Source organism: Enterococcus sp. DIV0167 (assembly GCF_050541555.1).
Classification (GTDB): Bacteria; Bacillota; Bacilli; order Lactobacillales; family Enterococcaceae; genus Enterococcus; species Enterococcus faecalis.
In genome coordinates this window covers 1510733-1533034 of sequence record NZ_CP172933.1, presented here as the reverse complement: position 1 = coordinate 1533034, position 22302 = coordinate 1510733, and the positions used below count along the sequence as shown (strand labels likewise).

The window sequence follows — 22302 nt, the reverse complement described above, 5'->3', positions numbered from 1 at the left end:
CAAACTTAGATGAAAAAAATAAATAACCGATTAGGACTCTTTTTATTTTTTGTTTTACTCTTTTGGGCAAAAACGATTCTGGCGTATTACCTAGATTTCTCATTGGGCGTTAAGGGCAGTCTCCAGCGAGAAATTTTATGGTTCAATCCAGTTGCTACTACGCTGTTATTATTTGGTTTTAGTTTGTATTTTAAAAAGCATAAAACATTTATGCTTAGCTTAACTCTTTTAAATGTTTTAAATACATTAATTTTATATTTGAATATTATTTTTTATCGTGAATTCACTGACTTTATTACCATCCAATCTGTTTTTGGCTTTTCAAAAGTTTCAGAAGGGATTTCTGGTGATTTACTTGCTTTAATGAGAGTCCACGATGTCTTTTATTGGCTAGATACTTTAGTGCTGCTCGTTTTGGTATTTTACTCTTTTAAACAGCGACGGAATCATCAAGTCTTTGTGACCAAACCTATCAACAGAAGATTGGCGATCTCAATTAGTTGTTTAAGTGTCTTGCTCTTTTCGGTTAACTTATTTTTAAGCGAAACCGATCGTCCTCAATTGCTTCAAAGAATTTTTGATCGTAATTATATTGTAAAATATCTTGGCTTGGATGCATTCACAGCCATCGATGGTGTCAAAACAGCCATGTCAAATGAGGTAAGAGCAGAAGCTAGTTCAAACGAATTACCTGAAATCATGAAATTTACCAAGCAAAACAATTTACCGCTTAATCCGCAGTATGCCGGGATTGCCAAAGGAAAAAATGTATTTGTGATTCATTTAGAAAGTTTTCAACAATTTTTGATTAATATGAAAGTCCAAGGCCAAGAGGTTACACCGTTTTTAAATCAGCTCTATCAAAACAAAGCGACAATCAGTTTTGATAATTTCTTTCATGAAGTAGGGCAAGGAAAAACGAGTGATGCGGAGAACATGTTAGAAACAGGAACATTCGGGCTCCCGCAAGGCTCTCTTTTTACACAATTAGGATCAGACAATACTTTCGAAGCGGCTCCCGCTGTTTTAGGACAAAAAGGCTATACAACCGCTGTTTTCCATGGAAATGTGGGGAGTTTTTGGAATCGAGACCATGTGTATAAAAACTTAGGTTATCAATACTTTTTTGATCGGTCATATTTTTCAAAAGATGACAAAATGCTAGGTTACGGTATTTTAGATAAACAATTGTTGCGTGAATCAGCTAGTGAGCTTGAACATTTACAGCAGCCATTCTATGCGAAGTTTTTAACTGTGACCAATCATACCCCTTATTATACGGATGACCAAAACTTCCCGTTTCCTAAATTGAACACAGGCAATTCGATTGTGGATGATTATGTTCGAACAGCGCACTATTTGGATCAATCGCTAGAACAATTTTTCCATTACTTGCAAACAACAAGTTTATACAATCATTCTATTTTTGTTATTTATGGTGACCACTTCGGTATTTCAGATGCGAACAACAAGGACTTATGTAAAGCTTTCAACCGCGATCCAAAAACGTGGACAAACTATGACAATGCGCAATTGCAAAGAGTACCTTTGATGTTTTACATGCCAGGCTATACGCAAGGGAAAATCATGCACGAATATGGTGGGGAAATTGACGTTTTACCGACACTGTACCATCTTTTAGGTGTCGATGATAAAAATTATATCCATTTTGGCACGGACCTTTTATCTCCTCAATATAAACAAGTGGTTCCTTTTAGAAATGGCGATTTTGTAACGCCTCGATTTTCTTATCTAGGTGGGGAAATCTACAATAATCAAGGGAAAAAATTAGACCAAGTTCCAGCAGATTTAAAAGCAGAAGTCACGAAAGATAACGATTGGGTGAAAAAATCGTTAAGTTTATCTGACAAATTAAATCAGGAAAACCTTTTACGTTTTTATAAACCACAAGGATTCCAAGAAGTGCAACCAAAGGACTACAACTATGATGTGGCTTTTGAAAAAAACAAAGTCTTAGAAGTAGAAAAACAAAAAAATGCACAATCAACCAGCTTGTTTAGTCAAAATGGCAATCAAACGACAGTCCAAAATTATCCGACTACGCCATAGATCATTTAAGAAGGATAACTTTTGGAAGGGAAAGAGAATCATATATGAAGTGAAAGAGGTCAGAACAGAGTCGTTTATTTTCGAAGCAATTGGTTCTGTTTCCACCATTTATCAGGTTTTGAGCCTGGAACAAAAATCCAAAGTGATTTTTGTCCCAGGTTTTTTCGCTCTTTTATTGAGTAAGAAGTCAGTTTAGAATTTATATTAAGTTTCGCTGTACATTTTAAAATTACCATCAACAGAAAATACAACAGGCGAATTTTAGATAAAAAAATTAGTAAAACAAGTATTAAATAAATAGTATTTTTGAGGATAAAGTAAGAGAAATGTTGTTTTTTTAATAGTTGTTAACGGAAAACAAAATTATTTTATAGCCATAAAATATATTTTTATTATAATTATATTATAAAATAATGAGCATATGATTTGCAGATAATTTTTTCAGGGCCTATTCTGAATAGGAACTTAGCTATAAAAATAAAAGAGGAGAGTGGTTTTGATGAGAAAAAATCAGAAGATTGTGCCAATTGTGACAGCTTCAGACGAAAATTATGCTCCTTATTTGAATGTAATGATGACAACTGTTTTAGAAAATTGTCATTCGGAGAGATCTGTTCATTTTTATGTGATTGATGATGGGCTGTCGCTATCTAGCAAAAAAGCACTCCAAGAAACGGTTAGTAGTAACTCACAAAATGCGACTGTTGAATTTCTAACAGCAGACAAAGAAGTCTATCAAAATTTTTTAGTGAGTGATCATATTACAACGACCGCATACTTACGCATTTCTTTACCGTCACTTTTACAAAAATATAGCTATAAAAAGGTTCTTTATTTAGATGCAGATACGCTGGTTTTAGATGATATTGTCCAGTTGTATGATACGCCATTAGTGAACCAAACGATTGGCGCGGTTATTGATCCTGGTCAAGCATATGCCTTGAAACGTTTGGGCATCCATTCCTCCGATTATTATTTTAATTCAGGAGTCATGATGATTGATATTGACCGATGGAACGAGAAAGCAATCACTCAAAAAACAATTCAGTATCTAGAAGAAAATGGGGACCGCATAGTTTATCATGATCAAGATGCTTTAAACGCTGTTCTTTATGAAGATTGGCTAGCTCTAGAACCAAGATGGAATATGCAGACGTCTTTAGTTTTTAATCGTCATGAAGCGCCTAATGAAGCCTATCAAAAATTATATGCAGCGGGAAATCAAGAGCCAGCGATTATTCATTTTACTGGTCACGATAAACCCTGGAATACGTTAGAAAATCATCCTTATACAGCTCTTTATCTAAACAAGTTAAAGAAAGTAGGTGCAAGAAATGGAAAATAGAAAAGAATTAGCGATTGTCTCATGTTGCAATACCAACTTTGTACCGCATCTTGCTGCTATGTTTGTTTCAATTTTAGAAAATAGTCCTTCAGCGGCAGCTGTTCATTTTTATGTGATTGATGACAATATCAATTTTGAAAGCAAGCAACTACTGTATTTTACGATTAAACATACCCAAATCAATGCAGAGTTAACATTTTTAAAAATCAACCCCCATTTTTTCAAAAATGTTGTAACCAGTGAACGAATTCCCAAAACAGCTTACTACAGGATTGCTATTCCAGAGTTGTTTAGAGGAAGCCAGATCGAACGGCTGTTGTATATGGATTGTGACATGATTGCCTTAGATGATGTCGCAAAATTATGGACAGTTGATTTAGGTGAAAATATCATCGCCGCTGTTGAAGATGCAGGGTTCCATCAACGTTTGGAAAAAATGGCGATTCCTGCAGAATCTATGTGTTATTTTAACTCAGGCTTGTTGCTAATCGATGTTAAAAAATGGTTGAATTTAGATGTAACCACTAAAGTCTTAAGATTTATTGAAGAAAATCCAGATAAATTACGTTTCCATGATCAAGATGCATTGAATGCGGTTTTACACGACCGTTGGACCCAGTTACATCCTAAGTGGAATGCCCAAGGTTATATTCTGTCAAAAGCGAAAAAACATCCGACTATTTATGGAGAAAGACAATATGACGAAACGAGAAGAGCACCATCCATTATCCACTTTACTGGCCATGTCAAACCTTGGACGAAAGAATTTCAGTGGTATACCAAGCGTTATTATGATCAATATGCGAATAGGACGGCCTTTCGTTGTGTCAACACATTCAATCAATATTTATCTTATACGAAAATTAGCAGAAGGATTGAATATGCTCAATAATGAATATTGTCATGGATTTCGTAAAATCAGTTACTTGTTAGTTGTTGCCAGAACCAAACAATAGAAAGGAAGAAGTCGGGATAGAACTGTTTTTCAGATTTTGAGTATGAGACAAAAATCTAAAGTGATTTTTGTCTCATACTCTTTTTTGTCTATTTAAAATAAAGCCAGCAACTGGTATCATATTTAAGGATGGTTTTTTATAAAAAAATGATTTCTTGAGGGAAAAAATATTACAATAAAGAAAAATAAAAAAATGTAAACGTTATCATTTCAAGGTTATAGCGGTATGAAGATATTTATTAATACTTTTTATTGACAAAATAAAAAAAACCACCGTACTATTGGTTTGTGGTTATAACCAGTTAGGGTAAAGGAGAAAGTTATGGAAAATGCCTTTAAAAACAAAGCTTTGTATCATCAACTTGTTGATTTGCTGCAGGAACGAATCGAAACATGCATGATTCCTCATGACAAGTTGCCCTCTGAACGTGAATTGACTGCACAATATGGAGTGAGTCGGACGACGGTCCGGTTAGCGCTACAAGAACTAGAAAATAGAGGTTCCATCTATCGTCGTCATGGCAAAGGAACATTTGTTTCAGATATAAAAAAAGAGGCCGCTGATTTAGCTGGCGCATATAGTTTTACAGAACAAATGAAAGGGCTGGGTCGAAAACCACATACCCGTATATTATCCTTCGAAAAATTGGAAGCGGATAAATTTATTTGTCAGCATTTGAATCTTTCGTTAGGAGAGGCAGTTTTTAAATTAAGTCGGTTGCGGATTGCTGATAACGAGCCATTAATGGTTGAAGACACATACTTGCCTGTGAAATTTTTCTTATCACTCACGGATCAATTACTACGTAGCAAGCCATTATATGATCTATTTTCGGAAGATTTTAAGCAAACCGTTCGTTTAGCTGATGAAGAATTATACGCTAGCATTGCGTCAAAAGAAGATGCCAAATTATTGATGATTCCGGAAGGAGCGCCAGTCCTTCATTTAGCACGCCAGACATATAACATGAAAAATGAAATTATTGAATTTACGTTGAGTGTGGCGCGAGCAGATCAATTTCATTATCAGATACGCCATATTCGGAATAGTTAGGAGAGTTAAGTATGTTTACAGCAGAAAAAGAAGAACTAGAACAACTAGGAGCGGAAATCACGACACGTGAAATTCGTCAGCAACCTGAGCTTTGGCAAGAAACCGTGACACTTTATTATGAAAATCAAACAGCTTTGGAAAACTTTTTAAAAGAAGTCCAAGCCAAAGCGCAAGGAAAACGCACAAGAGTAATTTTTACAGGAGCAGGGACTTCACAATATGTCGGTGATACGGTTGTACCTTATCTCCGAGCACACGGCGACACACAAGCTTTTTCATTCGAAAGTATTGGGACAACGGATATTGTGGCCAAACCAGAAGATTATCTGATTAAAGACGAACCAACATTGTTAGTTTCGTTTGCAAGAAGTGGAAATAGTCCTGAAAGTTTAGCGGCAGTTGAAGTAGCTAATCAAGTGGTTGAAACAATTCATCATTTAGCGATTACTTGTGCTGAAGAAGGACAACTGGCACAAATAAGCCAAAAAGAAGAAAACAGCTTTTTATTCTTAATGCCAACACGTTCCAATGATGGTGGTTTTGCGATGACTGGTAGCTTTTCTTGCATGACCTTGGGTACATTACTACTCTTTGATCAAACAGCCTTTGAGCAAAAACAAGATTATGTAACCGCTCTAATTAAATTAGGTGAAGAAGTGCTATCCCGTGAAGAAGAATTAAATGAAATTGTTAACCTTGATTTTGAACGCATTGTTTATGTTGGTTCTGGAAGTTTAGCTGGTTTGACAAGAGAAGCGCAATTGAAAATTTTAGAACTAACAGCCGGCAAAGTTGCCACAATTTTTGACTCTTCTATGGGCTTCCGTCATGGACCAAAATCATTTATTAATGAAAAAACAATAATGTTTGGTTTTGTTAATAATACACCATACACAAGAGATTATGACTTGGATATCTTAGAAGAAGTTCACGGTGACGAAATTGCGGCGGGTGTTTTTGCGATTGCTCAACCTGGCAAACGTAATTTCTCAGGTTCAACTATTGAATATTCCGCAGAAACTGCTCTATTACCTGATGGCTATTTAGCATTAGCAGATATCATGGTAGCCCAAACAGTCGCACTTTTAACATCTATTAAAGTTGGAAATAAACCGGATACCCCTTCACCGACAGGTACAGTGAATCGTGTGGTTAAAGGTGTAACGATTTATGACTATAAATAATACAACATTTGGAGGAGGAACTATGCTTACGTTAACAGCTGGAAAAAAAGCGGCAATGGATCGTTTGTCAACCCAAGAAGGAATCATTAGCGCATTAGCCATTGATCAACGAGGTGCCTTGAAAAAAATGATCAAAGCGCTAGATGTAGAGCCAACTGATGCACAAATTGAAACGTTTAAAGAATTAGTCTCGAAAGAATTGACACCTTATGCGTCCGCCATTTTATTGGATCCAGAATATGGATTGCCTGCTGCAAAAGCACGCGATACCGAGGCTGGATTGTTACTCGCTTATGAAAAAACGGGCTATGATGCAACAACTCCGGGACGATTGCCTGATTTACTAGCAGATTGGTCTGTTTTACGCTTGAAAGAAGAAGGCGCAGATGCGATTAAATTTTTACTCTACTATGATGTGGATGAGGATCCAGAAATCAATCATCAAAAACATGTATTTATTGAACGCTTAGGGAGTGAATGTGCAGAAGAAGACCTACCATTTTACTTAGAATTAGTTTCTTATGATGCACAAATAGCAGATGCAACTTCTTTAGAATATGCAAAAGTTAAACCGCATAAAGTGAATGAAATGATGAAAGAATTTTCTAAACCCCAATATAAAGTAGATGTATTGAAAGTGGAAGTTCCAGTTAATATGAATTTTGTAGAAGGTTTTGCGCCGGCTGAAACAGCGTATACAAAAGAGGAAGCGGCGAATTATTTCTTAGAACAAAGTCAAGCCACTGATTTACCATTTATCTTTTTAAGTGCCGGTGTCTCAACAGAGCTATTCCAAGAAACACTACGTTTCGCTAAAGAAGCTGGTTCAACATTTAATGGTGTTTTATGTGGCCGTGCTACGTGGAAAAATGGCGTGAAACCTTTCGTTGAAGCAGGAGAAACTGCGGCTTGTGATTGGTTAAAAACAGAAGGCCGAGAAAACATTGAAAGTTTAAATGAAGTCATCGCGGCAACCGCCAGCTCTTGGCATGCGAAAGTTCAAGTAAACGAAGGGTAATTGGGAGGCATAGCTGTGATAGTAACAGTAACAATGAATCCGTCAATTGACATCTCCTACCTATTAGATCATCTAAAGCTTGATACCGTTAATCGGACCAGTCAGGTGACCAAAACCCCTGGTGGCAAAGGACTAAATGTCACTCGCGTTATTCATGATTTAGGTGGAGATGTTATCGCTACCGGCGTTCTTGGTGGTTTTCATGGGGCGTTTATTGCAAACGAGTTAAAGAAAGCAAACATCCCCCAAGCATTTACATCAATCAAAGAAGAAACACGTGATTCGATTGCGATTTTGCACGAGGGGAATCAAACTGAAATTTTAGAAGCTGGACCGACTGTTTCCCCAAAAGAAATCAGTAACTTCCTTGAAAATTTCGATCAATTAATTAAGCAAGCAGAAATTGTCACAATTTCTGGCAGTTTAGCGAAAGGATTACCATCAAATTTTTATCAAGAATTAGTTCAAAAAGCTCAAGCACAAGAGGTTAAAGTACTACTAGATACTTCTGGTGATAGTTTAAGACAAGTTCTTCAAGGACCATGGAAACCGTATTTAATTAAACCTAACTTAGAGGAACTAGAAGGATTACTAGAGCAAGATTTTTCAGAAAATCCATTAGCAGCTGTGCAAACAGCTTTAACAAAACCAATGTTTGCTGGAATTGAATGGATTGTCGTATCTTTAGGAAAAGATGGTGCAATTGCCAAACATCACGATCAGTTCTATCGTGTAAAAATTCCAACGATTCAAGCTAAAAATCCTGTTGGTTCAGGAGATGCAACCATTGCTGGTCTTGCATATGGACTAGCGAAGGATGCCCCAGCGGCCGAACTGCTAAAATGGGGCATGGCGGCTGGAATGGCTAATGCCCAAGAAAGAATGACTGGGCATGTAGACGTAGAGAACGTGAAGAAACATCTTATGAACATCCAAGTAGTCGAAATTGCTAAATAAAGAGCTTTCTTTATTTAGCAATTATCCAGTAATTGAAAGCGTTTACTAGAAAGGGTGGCAATGTGGAAAGATTTGAAATTAAAGAGGAGTTTCTTTTAAATGGTCAACCATTTAAAATTTTATCAGGTGCCATTCATTATTTTCGTGTAGATCCCTCAGATTGGTATCATTCACTTTATAACTTGAAAGCTTTAGGCTTCAATACAGTTGAGACATATGTACCATGGAATTTACATGAACCGCAAAAAGGAACATTTCATTTTGAGGGAATATTAGATTTGGAGCGCTTTTTAAAATTAGCACAAGAACTTGGACTATATGCGATTGTGCGGCCGTCTCCTTATATTTGTGCAGAATGGGAGTTTGGCGGTTTTCCAGCCTGGCTATTAAATGAACCAGGACGGATGCGTTCGAATAATCCAACCTATCTGAAGCATGTTGCGGAATATTATGATGTTTTAATGGAAAAAATTGTTCCGCATCAACTTGCTAACGGTGGCAATATTTTAATGATTCAAATCGAAAACGAATATGGTTCATTTGGCGAAGAAAAAGCGTATTTACGGGCGATTCGCGATTTGATGATTGCACGCGGCGTGACAGCACCATTTTTTACTTCTGACGGGCCATGGCGCGCAACATTGCGGGCAGGCAGCATGATTGAAGATGATATTTTAGTAACCGGAAATTTTGGCTCAAAAGCCAAAGAAAATTTCGGTATGATGCAAGCCTTTTTTGAAGAACATGGTAAAAAATGGCCGCTAATGTGTATGGAATTTTGGGATGGCTGGTTTAATCGTTGGAAAGAGCCAATTATTAAACGAGATCCGCAAGAATTGGCTGAATCAGTTAGAGAAGCATTAGCATTAGGCAGTATCAACTTATATATGTTTCATGGCGGCACCAATTTTGGGTTTATGAATGGCTGCTCCGCACGAGGAACCATTGATTTACCACAAATCACTTCCTATGATTATGATGCGCCTCTTGATGAACAAGGGAACCCAACCGAAAAGTATTTTGCGTTACAAAAAATGCTTCACGAAGAGTACCCTGCGTTACCACAAGCTGAACCATTAGTAAAAGATTCTTTTGCGCAAACAGCAATTCCTTTAACCAACAAAGTGAGTTTGTTTGCGACTTTAGAAACGATTAGTCAGCCAGTGGTCAGCGTTTATCCGCAAACCATGGAACAATTAGGACAAAATACCGGCTATCTTCTTTACCGAACAAGCATTGAAAAAGATGCTGCAGAAGAAAAGCTAAGAGTGATTGACGGTCGTGATCGTCTGCAATTATTTGTCAATCAGGTACATCAAGCAACGCAATATCAAACGGAAATTGGCGAAGATATTTACGTTACACTGCCGCAAGAGAATAATCAAATCGATATTTTAATGGAAAATATGGGTCGTGTCAATTACGGGCATAAACTATTTGCAGATACTCAGAAAAAAGGGATTCGAACGGGTGTCATGGCAGATTTACATTTTATGACGCAATGGCAACAATATTGTTTATCTATGACAAGCTGTGAACAGGTAGACTATTCAAGAGAATGGCAGCCTGATCAACCAAGCTTTTACCAGTATCATGTGGAGTTAGCAGAAGTGAAAGATACATTTATTGATGTTTCTAAATTCGGCAAAGGAATTGTTTTTGTTAACCAAACCAATCTTGGTCGTTTCTGGAATGTTGGTCCGACGCTTTCCTTATATATTCCCAAAGGATTATTAAAAGAAGGGCAAAATGAGATCGTCATTTTTGAAACGGAAGGAACGTACCAACCAGAAATTCAGTTAGTAAAAGAACCACTATATAAAGAAATGAAAGAGGGATTACAATGAGTATTATTGGCGTAAGAATTGATGGACGTTTGATTCATGGACAAGTGGCAAATTTATGGGCGACAAAATTGAATATTTCCAGAATTATGGTCGTTGATGATGAGGTTGCAGGGAATGCCATTGAAAAAAGTGGCTTGAAATTAGCAACACCAGCTGGCGTGAAACTAAGCGTGTTACCAGTTGAAAAAGCTGCTCAAAATATTTTAGCAGGAAAATACGACTCACAACGTTTACTAATTGTGGTACGGAAACCAGATCGTTTATTAAAACTAGTAGAACTTGGGGTGCCGATTAAAGAAATCAATGTTGGGAACATGTCTCAAACAAACGAAACACGGTCGATTACTAAGTCAATCAATGTGGTCGATCAAGATATTGAGGTTTTTAAAGAGTTAAATGCTAAAGGTGTCCATCTGATTGCTCAAATGGTGCCAAGTGACAAAGCGGAAGACTTTATGAGTTTGATAACAAAATAGGAGGGAACAAAAAATGAATATCTTATGGTGGCAGATCTTATTATTAACATTATACGCAGGATACCAAATTTTAGATGAATTACAAATTTATTCTTCATTAAGTGCGCCAGTGTTTGCAGGTCTTTTTGCAGGATTAGTGATGGGGGATATTAAAGCAGGACTTATTATTGGTGGAAGTATGCAATTAACTGTATTAGGAGTTGGGACTTTCGGGGGTGCCTCCAAAATTGATGCTAACTCAGGTACGATTCTTGCCACAGCATTTTCTGTGTCTTTAGGAATGAACCCTGAACAAGCAATCGCTGCTATTGCAGTACCAGTTGCTAGTTTAATGATTCAATTAGACATTTTGGCTCGTTTTGCGAATACCTACTTTGCACATCGAATTGATAAAATGGTCGAAGATATGAACTACAAAGGAATTGAACGTAACTTCTTAATGGGTGCCTTACCTTGGTCTCTTTCTCGAATGATTCCAGTCTTCTTAGCACTTGCTTTTGGTGGTGGTTTAGTACAAAAAGTTGTATCTGTCCTAAATGGCGATTTGAAATGGTTAGGTGATGGCTTGTCTGTTGCTGGGGCGGTCTTACCAGCGGTCGGTTTTGCAATTTTACTACGTTACTTACCAGTGAAAAAACATTTCCCTTATTTAATTCTTGGTTTCACTGTAACTGCTTTACTAGGAACAATCTTTACAAACATGCAACTTTTAGGAACATCTGTTGCGAGCGTTGTGAAAGACTTCAGTGGTGTATTTAACGCACTACCAATGTTAGCAGTCGCTTTAATTGGTTTCGCTTTAGCCGCAATTAGCTACAAAAATGGTCAAATGATTCCGAGTGGGCCAGCAGCCAAAAAAGAACATGCAGCGAATGATTCAGACGAAGGAGAGATTGAAGATGACGAAATCTAATTATAAATTGACGAAAGAAGATTTTAAACAAATTAATCGCAGAAGCTTGTTTACTTTCCAATTAGGTTGGAACTACGAAAGAATGCAAGGATCAGGTTACTTGTATACGATTTTGCCACAATTGCGTAAAATTTATGGGGATGATACGCCTGAATTAAAAGAAGTGATGAAAACACACACGCAATTTTTCAATACTTCAAACTTCTTTAATACGATTATTACAGGGATCGATTTGGCCATTGAAGAAAAAGAAGGCATTGCTGGAAAACAAACAGTTTCAGGTTTGAAAACTGGTTTAATGGGACCGTTTGCAGCAATTGGGGATTCAATTTTCGCAGCTTTAATTCCAACTATTTTTGGGGCGCTAGCTGCTAACATGGCGATTAATGGTAACCCAACTGGTATCTTTATCTGGATTGTTGCTCAAATTGCCGTGATGGTCTTCCGTTGGAAACAATTGGAATTTGCGTATCGCGAAGGAATTTCTTTGGTAACAACTATGCAACACCGCTTAACTGCCTTAACAGATGCTGCAACTTTACTAGGGGTCTTCATGGTTGGCGCTTTAGTGGCAACGATGGTTAATGTCAAACTATCATGGGCACCAAGTATTGGGGATGTAACACTTAACATGCAAAATAACTTGGATATGATTTTACCACGTCTACTTCCTGCAGGAATTGTCGGTGGCGTTTATTGGATGCTAGGTAAAAAGAATATGACGTCTACTAAAGCCATTTTTATCGTATTAATTGTCTGTGTCGCATTGTCTGCGTTAGGTGTTATTTCAAAATAAGTAAGACAGGAGAAAATCGATGAGTGAACATTTAGTTTTAGTAAGTCATGGCCGTTTTTGCGAGGAATTGAAAAAAAGTGCGGAGATGATTATGGGACCGCAAGAAACAATTTCCACTGTTGCTTTATTACCAGAAGAAGGTGAAGCTGACTTTTTAGAAAAATTTGAAGCGATTACGGAATCGTTAGAAGATTTTGTTGTCTTTGCTGATCTATTAGGGGGGACACCTTGTAATATATTATCTAAAAAAATTATGCAAGGTGCTTCGTTTGACTTATATACTGGAATGAATTTACCGATGGTTATCAGCTATGTAAATGCAAATTTATTAGCGATTGAAGGTGACTATGTTAAGGAATCAGCAGAAAGTATTGTGAAAGTCAACGAATTGCTGCTAAATGTTGCAGTAGATGATGAGGATGAATAATTCTGACTTGTTGTCGTAAGTAATCAAAGTTTTTAAGAGAATGATTTAGAGATGGACGTTCCAAAAATAAAAGAATTTATTTTTGGAACGCCCCTTTAATTGTTAATAATGAAAGCGTGTTCAAAAAATGTTAGGGGGCTGATTTATCAGATGAAACATGGAAAAATAAAACGATTTAGTACATTGACACTATTGGCAAGCGCAACGATTTTAGTACCATTAAGTACGTCTGCAGAAGAAACAACAAACAGCAGCACTGAAACAAGCTCATCAATGGTGGAACCTGCCGCAACAGAAGAAAAATTGTGGCAATCTGATTTTCCAGGAGGGAAAATTGGTGAGTGGCAAGATGTGATTGGTAAAACAAATCGAGAATTAGCAGGAGAGTCATTGGCGATTTCACGAGATGCAGCAGCAGGTAATAATGCCGTATCTTTAAATTTAGATTCCCCTAAATTAGCTGATGGTGAAGTAGAAACAAAGTTTAAATACACTGCTGGAAGCGGTCGAACGGGTGTGATTATTCGTGGTAATACCAAAGATAGCTGGGTTTTTGTAGGCTACAACGCGAATGGCAAATGGTTAGTTGAAAGCCCTAATTCGTGGAATGATTCGATTTCTGGGCCAACGTTAAATGAAGATACGAATTATTTGTTGAAAGTACGTTATGTTGGTGAAAAAATTACTATCTGGCTTAACACCACGTTGATTTACGAAGGAGAACCTGTTTTGGCCAACGGAGACAAAATTCCAACAGAAGCCGGACATGTGGGTGTCCGTTTGTGGTACGACAAAAAAATTGTCAATTATGACTATTTTAAAAATGGCCCCGTAGATAGCATTCCAGAAATTGTGCCAGAAGTGACACAAATTGCGCCAGTCAAAGTTTTTACAAAAATTGGTGTCGCACCAAAATTACCGAAACAAGTAAAAGTGACCTATAATACTGGTAAAGAAGCCAATGAAGCAGTCAGTTGGGATGAAATCGATCCTGATGCATACAAAGAACCAGGAACTTTTGAAGTCGACGGTACTTTGGAAAATACAAACATCAAAGCAAAAGCCAGCATTGTTGTTGCTAAAGACAATGAAGCTGAAAAAGGCGACAAAATCTCTTCCGCAGATTTAACAGCCGTGGTTGATCCACAATTTCCACGAATTATTCGCTACGAAGACCCTCAGAGTAATCAAGTGATTTTTAATGGCCAACACGAGAAAATTGACCAAGTAATGATTGATGGCAAAGCATATAAAGCAACTGCTGAAAAACAAAAGAGTGAAGCAAATCAAGCCGTTTATAATGTAGCTGTCCCAGAAATTGGTTTGCGTTTCACAACGACATTGACTGTTTCCGAAGGCCAAGAATTAGCTATGAAACTCTCAGATATTCGTGAAGAAGGAACTAAAATACACACAATTTCAATTCCAAATCAAGGCTTGATTTCTGTCAATAGTACAGATGAAGGGGCGACTTTTGCTGGCGTTGTGATGAATACTGGGACAAATGCAAATAACGGAAATAAAAATGGTGATACTATCCAAGATTTAACTACAACAAGCCAAGAAGAAACGAAAAAATATATGTATGGTTTCTTAAATACAGCGAATTATGCTGCAAGTTTTTGGACGAACGCCTATGGAGACGGCTCTGTCGATGGTAGTGACAACAATCGAATCCATAAACAAACAAAAGAAGCGGCGACTGGTTTTGTAACAACCTTGTCAAGTGGGGCATGGACCTATCGACCATTTGATGCACCGGAAGATTACACAACTGGAGAAACGCCAGAAGTGAAAGTTAAATTCTCAAAAGATAGCAACGACGACAATCGGGTGGATTGGCAAGATGCGGCAATTGGGTTCCGTTCAATTATGAATAACCCAATGGGCGCGGAAAAAGTCCCTGAATTAGTCAACCAACGGATTCCTTTTAACTTTGCTAGTCAGGCGACAAATCCATTCTTAGTGACGTTAGACGAATCAAAACGTATTTACAATTTAACAGATGGATTAGGACAAATGAATTTACTAAAAGGGTATCAAAATGAAGGACATGATTCTGCGCATCCAGATTACGGTGCTATTGGTCAGCGACCTGGTGGGGAACAAGCGTTGAATCAATTAATTGATGAAGGCCATAAATTAAATGCCGTTTTCGGTGTGCATATTAATGACACCGAGTCTTACCCAGAAGCAAAAGGATTTAATGAGGAATTAGTTGATCCAACGAAGCGTGGCTGGGATTGGTTAGATCCGTCTTATTTTATTAAACAAAGACCCGATGCATTGAGTGGTCGTCGCTATGAGCGCTTTAAAGAATTAAAACAAAAAGCACCGAATCTAGATTATATTTATGTTGATGTTTGGGGCAACCAAGGCGAATCAGGTTGGGCAAGTCGTCAACTAAGTAAAGAAATTAATTCACTCGGTTGGTTTACAACCAATGAATTTCCGAATGCTTTAGAGTATGACTCGGTTTGGAACCATTGGTCTGCAGAAAAAGATTACGGCGGTACAACAACGAAAGGCTTTAACAGTACAATCGTTCGTTTTATTCGGAATCACCAAAAAGACACTTGGATTATTTCCGACAACCCTTTGTTAGGTGGAGCTGAATTTGAAGCCTATGAAGGTTGGGTGGGTAAAACCAATTTTAATACCTACCGCCAAAAAACTTTTGCCATTAATGTCCCAACTAAGTTCTTACAGCATTACCAAATTACGAACTGGGAAACTACAACAGCAGAAGATGGTCAAATCTATGGCACGATTAAATTAGCGAACGGTGCTGAAAAAGTGACCGTTACTCAAGCAGATGCTAATTCGCCAAGAAGCATTACGTTAAATGAGACAGAAGTTCTAAAAGGTGATGCGTATCTACTGCCTTGGAATGTCAATGGTCAAGACAAACTATATCACTGGAATCCAAAAGGCGGTACCAGCACTTGGTCATTGGATAAGAAAATGCAAGGAAAAACGAATTTACATTTATATGAATTAACAGATCAAGGGCGTATTGACAAAGGCACAATTGCCACTACAAATAACCAAGTGACCATCCAAGCCGAGGCTAATACACCGTATGTCATTGCTGAACCTGACAGTATTGAACCGATGACATTTGGAACAGGAACACCATTTAAAGATCCTGGATTTAATGAAGCCAATACCTTGAAAAATAACTGGAAAGTTTTCCGAGGTGATGGAGAGGTTAAAAAAGATGCTAACGGTGATTATGTCTTTAGTTCAGAAAAAGAAAGAACCGAAATCAAACAAGACATCAATCTTCCTAAATCAGGAAAATATAGTTTGTATCTAAACACAGAAACACATGATCGCAAAGCCACAGTAACTGTTAAAATTGGTGGTAAAAAATATACGCGGACAGTGAATAATTCGGTTGCCCAAAACTATATTCAGGCAGATATTAACCATACAAGCAGGAAAAATCCGCAGTATATGCAAAATATGCGAATTGATTTTGAAATCCCAGATAATGCCAAAAAAGGCTCGGTGACGTTAGCGGTTGATAAAGGCAATTCCGTTACAAAATTTGATGATTTACGAATTGTTGAGCGTCAAACGGATATCATGAACCCAGACAAACAAACAGTTATTAAGCAAGATTTTGAAGACACACAAGCAGTTGGGTTATATCCGTTTGTTAAAGGCTCAGCTGGTGGTGTAGAAGATCCACGGATTCATTTATCAGAAAGAAATGAACCTTACACACAATATGGTTGGAATGGAAACCTTGTTTCAGATGTATTAGAAGGCAACTGGTCCTTGAAAGCCCATAAACAAGGAGCAGGTTTGATGCTTCAAACAATTCCGCAAAATATTAAATTTGAACCGAACAAGAAATATACGGTCCAATTTGATTATCAAACTGATGGTGAAAATGTCTTTACTGCTGGGACCATTAATGGGGAGTTGAAAAATAACAATGACTTTAAGCCAGTCGGTGAGTTGACTTCGACAGCAGCAGATGGTCAAACCAAGCATTATGAAGCAGAAATAATTGGGGATGCTTCAGGAAACACTACGTTTGGTATTTTTACAACAGGTGCCGATAAAGATTTCATTATGGATAACTTTACGGTCACAGTGGAATCGAAAAAATAAATTTAGTCTATCTAAGCAACTTGGGCTACAAGTTAAACGTACTTGTAGCCCAAATTGCTTCTTTTATGAAAAGAAGAAAGGCCTAGTGCCTCATTTTTATACTGCAGAATAAACAGACACATTTTTTAAAGTGTTTGGCTTCTTTGTGTATTTCATCAAGAACGAATGGACAAACTTGCCTTTTGCCACAAATCGTTTACAATTACAATGATAGGCATAATTTATTTAGAGGTGAAGTGATTGAAGAAATACAATGTTGATTGGAATTACTGGGTTGTCCGCTTTTTATTTGTAATGGCGCTGATTGTTGGCTATTTATTAATCACGAATTATCAGCACTTTGTCCATAGTGTTTCGGGTTTGTTAGGCATCTTATCCCCATTCATTACTGGGTTCGTGATTGCTTATTTATTGAGTGGAAGTCAGAAAAAAATCGAGGGATTACTAGAAAGAGTTCCTTTACCAGTCGTTAAAAAAGCGAAACACGGCTTGAGTGTACTCCTTTTGTACCTGATTATTTTGTTTATTTTTGTCTTGACATTAAACTATATCGTTCCGCTACTCATTAGTAATTTAGTAGATTTAGCAAACTCTTTACCCACTTTTTATGATCACATGGTTCAGTTTGTGATGAGTTTAGAAGATAAAGGGATTTTAAAAACAGCCGCGATTGAAAAATATTTAAATAGTGTCCTTAAAGATTTGTCGCCGGAACGTTTTTTAAATCAATGGACACAAGCGTTATTTTCATTAGGAACGTTGACTAAAAATGTTTCCTCATTCTTTTTAAATGCATTTTTAACGTTGATTATCTCAATATATGCGCTGGTATTTAAGCAATCTATTTTGACATTTGTTGAAAAGGCCGCCCACAAATTGCTGTCTGAAAAAGTGTACAAGCAAACACAAACCTGGTTAAATACAACGAATAAAATTTTCTATAAATTTATCAGTTGCCAATTTCTTGATGCTTGTATAATTGGCGTTTCATCAACGATTTTGTTAAGTATTTTGAATGTGAAATTTGCTGTGACTTTGGGGATTTTATTAGGTATTTGTAATATGATTCCTTATTTTGGTTCGATTTTTGCGTCAATTGTTGCTGGTGTGATTACGCTTTTCACAGGTGGTGTTACTCAAGCCATTACGGTGTTACTAGTTTTATTAATTTTACAACAAATTGACGGTAATATTATTGGTCCTCGAATTATGGGAGATGCCCTAAATGTCAATCCGATTTTAATTATTGTTTCAATCACGATTGGGGGAGCGTACTTCGGCGTCTTAGGGATGTTTTTAGCAGTTCCTGTTGCTGCAATCATTAAAATTATTGTCTCGGAGTGGCTAAATGAATCAAAAGAAAATGATAAGATTGTAGATTCTATTGAATCCTAAAGTAAAACTTTTCGTCTCGCGTTGACGAAAAGTTTTTTAGTGAGAAAGAAAGTTTCATTATTTGGAATTTTTGATATGCTATACTTGAAGTAAATAGAAAATCAAAATTGAGGTGAATAAATGCAGTTTTTAAAAAAATATGGCGGCTATTTTTTAGTTTTAGGGGTCTTACTTGATTTTTTTACACCTTATTATGTCGGATTCAAAGATCAAGGTTACAATCAATTGACAGAAGTAATTAGCTTATTAGGTGATGTGAATAGTCCAGTTAGGGAAACCTTTAATCATTTAACTATCATTGCGGGAATGTTGATGTTAGCAAGTTTACCTAGGATATATGCTATTTTTTCCAGAAAAACGAAAAAAGGTGCTTGGTTAGTAGTGGCAATGATTGGCGCTTATGGTTTATTTGATTGTATTTTCAGTGGGCTCTTCAGCGTAGACACTTCAAGCGCTGACACAGTTGCTACCGCGCTTCATAACGGAGGATCAGCAGTCGGTTATACAGGCTTTTTGTTGTTATCAGGCGTCTTAACCATTATCTATAGTAAAGACGGTTCGCAAAAAAATAAAAAACTTTTTGGCTTTTTGTTTATTTTATGTATACTTGCAGCCGGCTTATATGGCTTAGCAAGGATTCCACAGCTACAACAGGTAAAACCATTTAATTATTTAGGCTTATGGCAAAGAGTGAGTTCATTTTGTAATTATCTACCAATGCTGGCACTGTGTTTACAAACTAAAACCAATGACAAATTTGATTGAACATTTGTCATTGGTTTTTTACTAGTTAAAATTGTCTGGTAAGAACTTAATTATTGGCTACGGTGACTTCACCAGTAACAGTGGCGCCATCTTTTTCTAAGTCAGCAGAATCTTTGTATTCTTGTTTATCAAAAGTAATATTGCCATTAACTTTGGTACCATTTAAAGTAAAGCCATTTGCTTTCACCTCAATATCACCTTTGACAGTCCCGTGAACGATGTTGAAATTTTCAGAAGAAACGATTAGTTTAGGAACAGTGATTTCATATTCAGCAGTTACTTTTTTATTATCATCTTGAGAATAAAGCGCTAATTTACGATAGACATCGTTGGAATCTTTCCCCTTATCATGGAAAGTACCAGCAACTGTTACCTCTTTATCAAAAGTGACATTGTCAGTAGCTGCGACAATCCAATTTCCTTTATCACTTAACGCCATTTCGAGCTCTTCAGGCTTGGCACTAATTGAAGCACCAGAGACTACTTCTGTACTTGAATTAGCTGTTTCTTTGCTACTAGAACTACTATCTGTTTTTTTATCAGATGAACAAGCACTAAGCAGCACAAGAGCAGCAGTTGCCGTCAAAACAGTGGTGAGTACTTTAGACATTTTCATGAAAATCCCTCCAAAAAATTTATTTATTTCTTCCTTTATCATAACTGATTCAAAGGGAAATGAGTAATCATACACTCAAAGATTGAGAAGTTTGGCCAACGGGAAATTAGGTTTATTCTCTCAAGAATGTTCAGGAAATATTCAAAGTAATCATTTCTTTTTCAAATGTTCCTTTTCTGTAGTAAGCTAGTAATAGACAGAATTTAAGGAGGAGATTTTGATGCCTTGGAATATGAATGATTATCCTACATCAATGAAAAATTTAGCACCTTTGATTCGGAAAAAAGCGATAGATATTGGCAATGCGTTGCTTGCGGATGGCTACCCTGATGATCGTGCCATTCCAATTGCGATTAGTCAAGCGGAGAAATGGTATCAAGAGGCAAGTGCAGCAGACAAAAAGGCCTTCGAACAAGAAGCAAATCCTACGAAACAAGATTCGCATAAACAGGATAAACATGCTGGAAAATTATTAACGGCAGCTGTCAACGTTAAATATAAAGACAACCAATGGTTGGTGATTTCAGACAGCGCTGAAAAAGCAAGTAATACATTTACCCACAAACAAGAGGCGGTTGAACGAGCTCAAGAAATTGCTCGGAATAAACAAACAAAGCTGAAAATCTATAAGCAAGATGGGACGTTACAAGAAACTAAAGAGTATACTGAATAATTTTTCGAAACCTTGATATTCCGTTGCAATTGAAGAAACGGCTATCAAGGTTTTTTTGGCGAGGGAGAAATGGACAAGTAAGAAAAAATAACAAAAGTTAAGAATGAGAATAAGGCTTGCTTTTCTAGTTTTTGGTGGGTACAATTACACTAATTAAGATAAAAAATCAAAATAATTGAGGTGCTACGACAATGGAAAAAGCCAATCTTGATTGGAATAATTTAGGATTTTCTTACATTAAAACGCCCTTTCGTTATATTAGTTATTGGCGAGATGGCAAGTGGGAAGAAGGCACGCTAACAGATAACAATCAGTTAACGATTAGTGAAGGTTCGCCTGCTCTACATTATGGCCAACAATGTTTTGAAGGATTAAAAGCGTATCAATGTGCAGATGGTTCTGTCAATTTGTTTCGTCCAGATGAAAATGCCAAACGGCTACAAAAAAGTTGTGCGCGTCTACTGATGCCACAAGTGCCAGTAGAAACCTTTGTTTCTGCATGCCAAGAAGTGGTGAAAGCCAACCTTGCTTATTTACCGCCATATGGAACGGGTGGCACGTTGTATCTTCGCCCTTATATGATTGGTGTCGGCGATAATATTGGTGTAGCACCTGCCAAAGAATACATTTTTTCTATTTTTTGTGTGCCAGTTGGTTCGTATTTTAAAAATGGTTTAGCACCAACCAACTTTATCGTTTCTGACTATGATCGAGCGGCGGGCCGAGGAACTGGGGCCGCTAAAGTGGGGGGCAATTATGCAGCCAGTCTTTTACCAGGTGCAGAAGCACATGAGAAAGAATTTAGTGATTGCATTTATTTAGATCCGTATACGCATACGAAAATTGAAGAAGTTGGTGCAGCTAATTTCTTTGGCATAACCAAAGAGGGTACTTTTATTACGCCAAAATCAGCGTCTATTTTACCAAGTATTACTAAATATTCATTATTGACGCTAGCAAAAGAACGTTTAGGGATGACGGCGCTTGAAGGAGATGTTTACATTGACCGATTAGCGGACTTTTCCGAAGCGGGTGCTTGTGGCACAGCGGCGATTATTTCTCCTATTGGTGGGATTCAAAACGGCACAGATTTCCATGTATTTTATAGTGAAACGGAAGTTGGACCAGTGACTAAGCAACTATATGATGAACTGGTTGGCATACAGTTTGGTGACAAAGAAGCGCCAGAAGGCTGGATTGTAAAAGTTTAAAGAGACAAAAAAGAGAGAATTCATGCTCTCTTTTTTTGTGTAGAATATTCAGAATTTTCTATAAAAATATTGACTTTGATTCTATTTAAAGGAATAATGGAAGATACAAGATTTAAAAAAGGAGGGAAAGCTATTGCTTATTAAATCAGCAGAATCAGAAGAAATGACGATTTTTTTTGATAAAGAAAACCAACCAAATGCACAAGTTCAAATGGGCATTATTACATTACAACCTGGTGAAAAACGGCCTTTAGCTGGATATGCTCGCCATGAACAAGATGAATATTCTTATGTGATTTCTGGCGAAGCACATACGATTTTAGAAGATGGTCAAGACTTAGTCGGAAAAGCTGGACAAGCCCAATTAATTGAAGCTGGTGAAGGTCACATTAATTATAATGATGGGGTGGAGCCAGCGGTCGTTGTCTGGATGCTTGTGGAAAGGACAGAATAAAAGGGGAGCTGTCTTTTTGTA

At 37.1% G+C, this 22302-nt stretch carries 19 protein-coding genes; 18 read left to right on the top strand and 1 reads right to left on the bottom strand.

Translation table 11 applies throughout. From position 1 onward, the window contains the following. Positions 1-9 precede the first annotated feature (9 nt). From IGM09_RS07485 to IGM09_RS07415, 15 genes are all read left to right on the top strand, one after another. On the top strand, positions 10-2070 hold the full coding sequence (locus tag IGM09_RS07485; RefSeq protein WP_002360109.1) for an LTA synthase family protein: 2061 nt from the start codon (positions 10-12) through the stop codon (positions 2068-2070). Positions 2071-2569: 499 nt separating this feature from the next. Continuing rightward, a complete protein-coding gene (locus IGM09_RS07480; protein ID WP_016616900.1) occupies positions 2570-3415 on the top strand; it encodes a glycosyltransferase family 8 protein in 846 nt (281 codons plus the stop codon). Next, positions 3405-4307, top strand: coding sequence for a glycosyltransferase family 8 protein (locus IGM09_RS07475; RefSeq protein ID WP_010713323.1), 903 nt, complete (start codon positions 3405-3407; stop codon positions 4305-4307). The genes IGM09_RS07480 and IGM09_RS07475 overlap by 11 nt, the downstream gene beginning before the upstream one ends. A gap of 385 nt (positions 4308-4692) precedes the next feature. Then, positions 4693-5424, top strand: a complete 732-nt coding sequence (locus IGM09_RS07470) for a GntR family transcriptional regulator (RefSeq protein WP_002360115.1) — start codon at positions 4693-4695, stop codon at positions 5422-5424. Between the two features lie 11 nt (positions 5425-5435). Further along, positions 5436-6608, top strand: a complete 1173-nt coding sequence (gene agaS / locus IGM09_RS07465; RefSeq protein WP_010707482.1) for an SIS domain-containing protein — start codon at positions 5436-5438, stop codon at positions 6606-6608. Positions 6609-6630: 22 nt separating this feature from the next. Continuing rightward, complete coding sequence (lacD, locus tag IGM09_RS07460) at positions 6631-7626, top strand: tagatose-bisphosphate aldolase (RefSeq protein ID WP_002357245.1); 996 nt, start codon at positions 6631-6633, stop codon at positions 7624-7626. A 15-nt stretch (positions 7627-7641) separates the two neighbouring features. Next, the gene (locus IGM09_RS07455) at positions 7642-8583 is read left to right on the top strand and encodes a hexose kinase (protein WP_010707483.1); all 942 of its coding nucleotides are present in this window, start codon (positions 7642-7644) and stop codon (positions 8581-8583) included. Between the two features lie 32 nt (positions 8584-8615). After that, on the top strand, positions 8616-10430 hold the full coding sequence (locus tag IGM09_RS07450; protein ID WP_016616898.1) for a glycoside hydrolase family 35 protein: 1815 nt from the start codon (positions 8616-8618) through the stop codon (positions 10428-10430). After that, complete coding sequence (locus tag IGM09_RS07445) at positions 10427-10906, top strand: PTS system mannose/fructose/N-acetylgalactosamine-transporter subunit IIB (RefSeq protein ID WP_002361968.1); 480 nt, start codon at positions 10427-10429, stop codon at positions 10904-10906. The genes IGM09_RS07450 and IGM09_RS07445 overlap by 4 nt, the downstream gene beginning before the upstream one ends. Positions 10907-10919: 13 nt before the next feature. Beyond that, positions 10920-11819, top strand: a complete 900-nt coding sequence (locus IGM09_RS07440; RefSeq protein WP_002357253.1) for a PTS mannose/fructose/sorbose/N-acetylgalactosamine transporter subunit IIC — start codon at positions 10920-10922, stop codon at positions 11817-11819. Then, positions 11806-12615, top strand: a complete 810-nt coding sequence (locus tag IGM09_RS07435; protein WP_002357254.1) for a PTS system mannose/fructose/sorbose family transporter subunit IID — start codon at positions 11806-11808, stop codon at positions 12613-12615. Before IGM09_RS07440 ends, IGM09_RS07435 begins: the two co-directional genes overlap by 14 nt. 19 nt (positions 12616-12634) lie before the next feature. Then, a complete protein-coding gene (locus IGM09_RS07430; protein ID WP_002365775.1) occupies positions 12635-13042 on the top strand; it encodes a PTS sugar transporter subunit IIA in 408 nt (135 codons plus the stop codon). Between the two features lie 150 nt (positions 13043-13192). Next, on the top strand, positions 13193-17167 hold the full coding sequence (locus IGM09_RS07425) for an endo-alpha-N-acetylgalactosaminidase family protein (protein WP_010713325.1): 3975 nt from the start codon (positions 13193-13195) through the stop codon (positions 17165-17167). A gap of 240 nt (positions 17168-17407) precedes the next feature. Beyond that, entirely contained in the window at positions 17408-18562 is a 1155-nt protein-coding gene (locus IGM09_RS07420; RefSeq protein ID WP_002386882.1) for an AI-2E family transporter, read from the top strand. Positions 18563-18682: 120 nt separating this feature from the next. Beyond that, positions 18683-19327 carry a DUF998 domain-containing protein gene (locus tag IGM09_RS07415; RefSeq protein WP_016616896.1) on the top strand — a complete coding sequence of 215 codons (645 nt, stop codon included), beginning with the start codon at positions 18683-18685 and terminating at the stop codon, positions 19325-19327. A 46-nt stretch (positions 19328-19373) separates the two neighbouring features. Here the strand turns inward: IGM09_RS07415 and IGM09_RS07410 are convergent, their stop codons facing one another. Further along, positions 19374-19985, bottom strand: a complete 612-nt coding sequence (locus tag IGM09_RS07410) for a lipoprotein (RefSeq protein WP_002382413.1) — start codon at positions 19983-19985, stop codon at positions 19374-19376. 178 nt (positions 19986-20163) lie between these two features. On the opposite strand from IGM09_RS07410, the gene IGM09_RS07405 reads away from it, so the two are divergent. The 3 genes from IGM09_RS07405 (at position 20164) to IGM09_RS07395 (ending at position 22281) form a co-directional block, all read left to right on the top strand. Continuing rightward, the gene (locus tag IGM09_RS07405) at positions 20164-20616 is read left to right on the top strand and encodes a DUF2188 domain-containing protein (protein WP_002420103.1); all 453 of its coding nucleotides are present in this window, start codon (positions 20164-20166) and stop codon (positions 20614-20616) included. Positions 20617-20807: 191 nt separating this feature from the next. Next, a complete protein-coding gene (locus tag IGM09_RS07400) occupies positions 20808-21827 on the top strand; it encodes a branched-chain amino acid aminotransferase (RefSeq protein WP_010713328.1) in 1020 nt (339 codons plus the stop codon). Between the two features lie 133 nt (positions 21828-21960). After that, a complete protein-coding gene (locus tag IGM09_RS07395; protein ID WP_016616306.1) occupies positions 21961-22281 on the top strand; it encodes a cupin domain-containing protein in 321 nt (106 codons plus the stop codon). The last annotated feature ends 21 nt before the right edge of the window (positions 22282-22302 follow it).